Origin of the sequence: Pseudomonas sp. GM50, assembly GCF_000282375.1 — a bacterium.
GTDB lineage: Bacteria > Pseudomonadota > Gammaproteobacteria > Pseudomonadales > Pseudomonadaceae > Aquipseudomonas.
The window spans coordinates 1-3,726 of record NZ_AKJK01000029.1; the positions used below are offsets into that span (position 1 = coordinate 1).

Genomic DNA, 3,726 nt, shown 5'->3' on the forward strand with positions numbered 1-3,726 from the left:
TTGGAGCCGATTTCAGTGGCTGAGGTGCTGGTCTGCAGCACCTTGAAGCCGCCGATGTCAAAGTCGGCGTGCGTCTTGTCGCCGTTCTTGGCGGTCAACAACCCGGCGTTTTCGATCATCACGCGGTTGTGGTCGGTCGCCGTGCCATAGGTGATCTGCGCATCGGTCGGAACGCCGGTGATCAGCACCGTGCCGTTGGCGTTGTAGGTGATGACGGCGCTGCTGATAGTGACGCCCGCGAGCGTCTTCACGGTGACACTGCCGTTAGTGATCGCGACCCTTTCACCGTCGTCGTTGGCGTAGCTGTCGACGAAGTTGGTGCCGCTCTGCGACCCGCTGACGTTGTCGGCGTTCTTGAAGGCGGTGAGCAAGATCTTCGCGGTCGTGCCCCCCGTCTCCTGCACGACCTGGAAGGTCGCAGCGCGGGCGCCGAAGTACTGGGTGAAGTCGATGTTCTCTTCGACACCCGCTTCGCCGGGACTCAGATTGGGGATCGTGACGTCCGCCCTGGAACCGGTGACAAAGCTGAAGCGCAGGCCTTCCTGTTCGGTGATCGCCTGGTTGTTGGTGCCCAGGGTCGTTTTACCACCACCCTGGCTGCTGTTGACCGTATCTTCGCTGGTGATGGCAGCGTCGCTATCCGACTGATTCAGCGGATTCTTGCCGGTGACGATGATCGAGACACCGGGAATCCGGCCGTTCACATCGGCCGTCGCGCCTTCGGTCGTGAACATCAGGAACAACTGCTGGCCAGATGGCGCCCCAGCCAGGCTGAAATTCGCGTCCTGAGTGGCTCCGATGAAAACCTTATTCAGCAAATTGACCGAATCATCGGCGTTCGCAGTATCTGGATGCTTGAGCGGTTGGTACTCCACGGTCCAGATCTTTCCGCCCGAGACCGGCGATCCGGTTTCTTCGATGTAGGCCGCGAACACGATCGCGCCGGTTGGGCCCCCGGCTCGGCCCAGAACGATGTTGTTATTGGTCGTATCGGTATAGAGAAGGATGCTGGTGCCGTCGAGGGTATCCAGGTCGCTGTCCAGGCCATTGAGCGGTGCGCCAGTGCTGCCGACGAAGCTGATATCGGTAATGCCTGCTGCGGGGTCAACGGTGATGGTGAACGCATTGCTGCCCGTGTTGCCTGCGGCACCGGTATAGCCACTCAAGGCCGCACCCGTTGCGGTACCTGCACCAAGTGCGGTCAAACGGGCAGCGAAGGTCGGGTGCAGGGACGACACCAGAATGTCGTTGTCGTCAGCGTCTCCTGCAGGGGTTGGAGTGGCAGTGACGTTCTGCAATCCGGTCGTTTCGTCCAGCGAAACATCCTCACCGGTGGCCACGACGCTCAGAGCGTTGGCTGTAATCAATGAATTCTGCTCAATAGTCATGACTTTGTCCTGGGCAGTTGCGGTCATCGAGGCCTGACCGTTGACCTTTGGTCGCAACTATGGCTAAACGCCGGGTATTGCGCATCGGCCGATACTCCCAAGCAGGATGGGAGTTTCGGCCTAGTCGTCCTTGTCGTTGGCCTGCAACAGGGTGCCCTGGTTGATGCGATCGTGCGGAGTGCCTATTGGAACTGCAAAAAAATGCGAGGGTGGTTTGCGCCACCCTCGCATTTTTTCACGCGCGCGCCGCCTCAGATGCTGCCAAGAACAATGTCGCTAGACAGAAGATCCACCCCGACCAACGTAATGGTCGTGATGGCTCCGCCCGTTTCGGTAACCGTCACGATGCTATTTGCGCCGTTGTTGTCGATCTGGACAACGGCGTTCTGGTCGCCGTTGAGCACCAGGGTGTCTCGCAGGTTTGCGCCCGCATCGAAGCCGGTGACCTGGTACTGGTCCTCACCGAATGACAAATCGACGTTGAAGGCATCACGCTCACCGCCCGTGCCCACGAGCGTGAAGTCGAAGGCGCCGCCCAAGTCGTTGGCGAACAGGTAGGCGTCAAACGTACTTGATGCCGAGTCCCCATCCTTGTCCGTCAGCGTCGCGTTGAACGTCAGCTTGACATCGCTGGCCAGGTTCTCGGTCTCCTGAATGAACTGGATGACCGGGATCTTGACCACGCCCAGGCCCATCGTGAGCTGAACAGCGTCGATGAGCTTGGAGCCCTCCCTCTCAATGACGAAGGACGTCTGTCCTCCAGTCTCCGGGGTCAGATCAGCGGCAAGCACCTTCGTCGCCGAACCCGAAGTCGTGCCGTCCTGGTAGAAGATCGTGTAGTACAGCGCCTCCGTGGCCGGGCTGTAACCTCCCACTGAGTTGTCGATGAAAACTTTCATGCCCGTCAACAACGTCTCGGGGTTAATGACGAAGCTCTCGTCACCGGCATTGATGCCCGGCGTTGTGTTTCCATCCAGGTTGTTGTTGCCAATACCGATGCCGGATGTGCTGACGTTCATGTTCGCGGTGCCGATGAATGCAAACCCGCTGGCTTCTATCTGCGCTTCGGTGAGGTCGGGCGCTCCCACCCCGATGGCCGAAAATATGGAACTTGAGGTAGTGGTTGCATTGACACCAAAAAAGACAATCTCCTCGGATGACGAAGGAATAATCGGCGGATTCTGCTCCGGGATTAACAATGTGCGGACGGCGTCCGGGCCGCCGGCAGCGAGCGAGCCGTCGGCACTGCTGCGTACGATCGTCGAACTGAAGCCTTGCACCAGATCCAGGGTATAGCTGCCATTGTCAAAGGCGGTCAGCGTGTAGTCGACGCTGGTATTGGCCGTGGCGGCGTTGTTGTCGAAATCGCCGGTCAACGTCCCTGCGAAATGGTAAGCGCCATTGGCGTCCGGTGAGGGCGACTGCTCGGTGAGCGTGGCGGAGCCGGTGGTGGTCGAGTTGTCTGGTCTGACGAGGGTGAACTGGCTATTCACTGAGATATCCAGACCCGTAGCACCCAGCCCGTCGGCGCCGGCCGACTTGTTCCAGAACCCGGTTTGCGGCAGGACGCTACCGGTGCCGATCAGGTTGCCGAATGCAAGTGATGGGCCGTCGTCCTCGAACGAGAGGTTTTGCCCGATGTTGAGCGTCGCCTGGGCGCTGTCGCCGTCCTTGTCGGTTTTGGTCCCTATCAGCGTCACCAGGTTGTCTGCCGACAGACTCTTCGCGTCATCGGGATTGGTCGCGTCGGGATGCACTATCGCGCGGAGCTGGTCGAGCGTGACGTCGCCATTGGCGGCCACGCTGACCGTGAACACCAGCAAGTTGGAGGTGGCCGTGCGGCCTTCCACCACGCCGGCGTTGAGCGACAGGTTCACCGCCTGGCCCGAGGCCGTGTCCACGAGCCCCGATGCACCGGCAACCACGCCCAGCGCATAGGTCAGTGTGCCGGCGCCATCGGCGCCAAACGCCGAGCTGAAGTTGGCGGCAAAGCTCTGGGTGGCGTTGGTTGCCAGGGTTGTCTCGTCCACCGTCAACGTCGGCTCGGTACCGGTGGTGCTGATGCTTGGCCCGTCGTCCTTGAACACCAGGTTTTGCCCGATGTTGAGCGTCGCTTGGGCGCTGTCGCCGTCGCCATCGGTCTTGGTCGCTATCAGCGTCACCAGATTGTCCGCTGTCAGGGTCTTGGAATCATCGGGATTGGTTGTGACGGGATGCACCACCGCGCGGATCTGGTCGAGCGTGACGCTGCCATTGGCGGCGACGCTGACCGTGAACACCAGCTGGTTGGTGGTGGCCGTACGGCCTTCCACCACACCGGCGTTGAGCGACAGGTTCA

2 protein-coding genes are annotated in these 3,726 nt (G+C 60.5%); both read right to left on the reverse strand.

Annotated features, from left to right (window positions below):
- The coding region (locus PMI30_RS24145; protein WP_008006830.1) for a DUF5801 repeats-in-toxin domain-containing protein at window positions 1–1,388 on the reverse strand (1,388 nt) is incomplete at its 3' end.
- 251 nt (window positions 1,389–1,639) lie between these two features.
- The coding region (locus tag PMI30_RS24140) for a DUF5801 repeats-in-toxin domain-containing protein (RefSeq protein WP_008006831.1) at window positions 1,640–3,726 on the reverse strand (2,087 nt) is incomplete at its 5' end.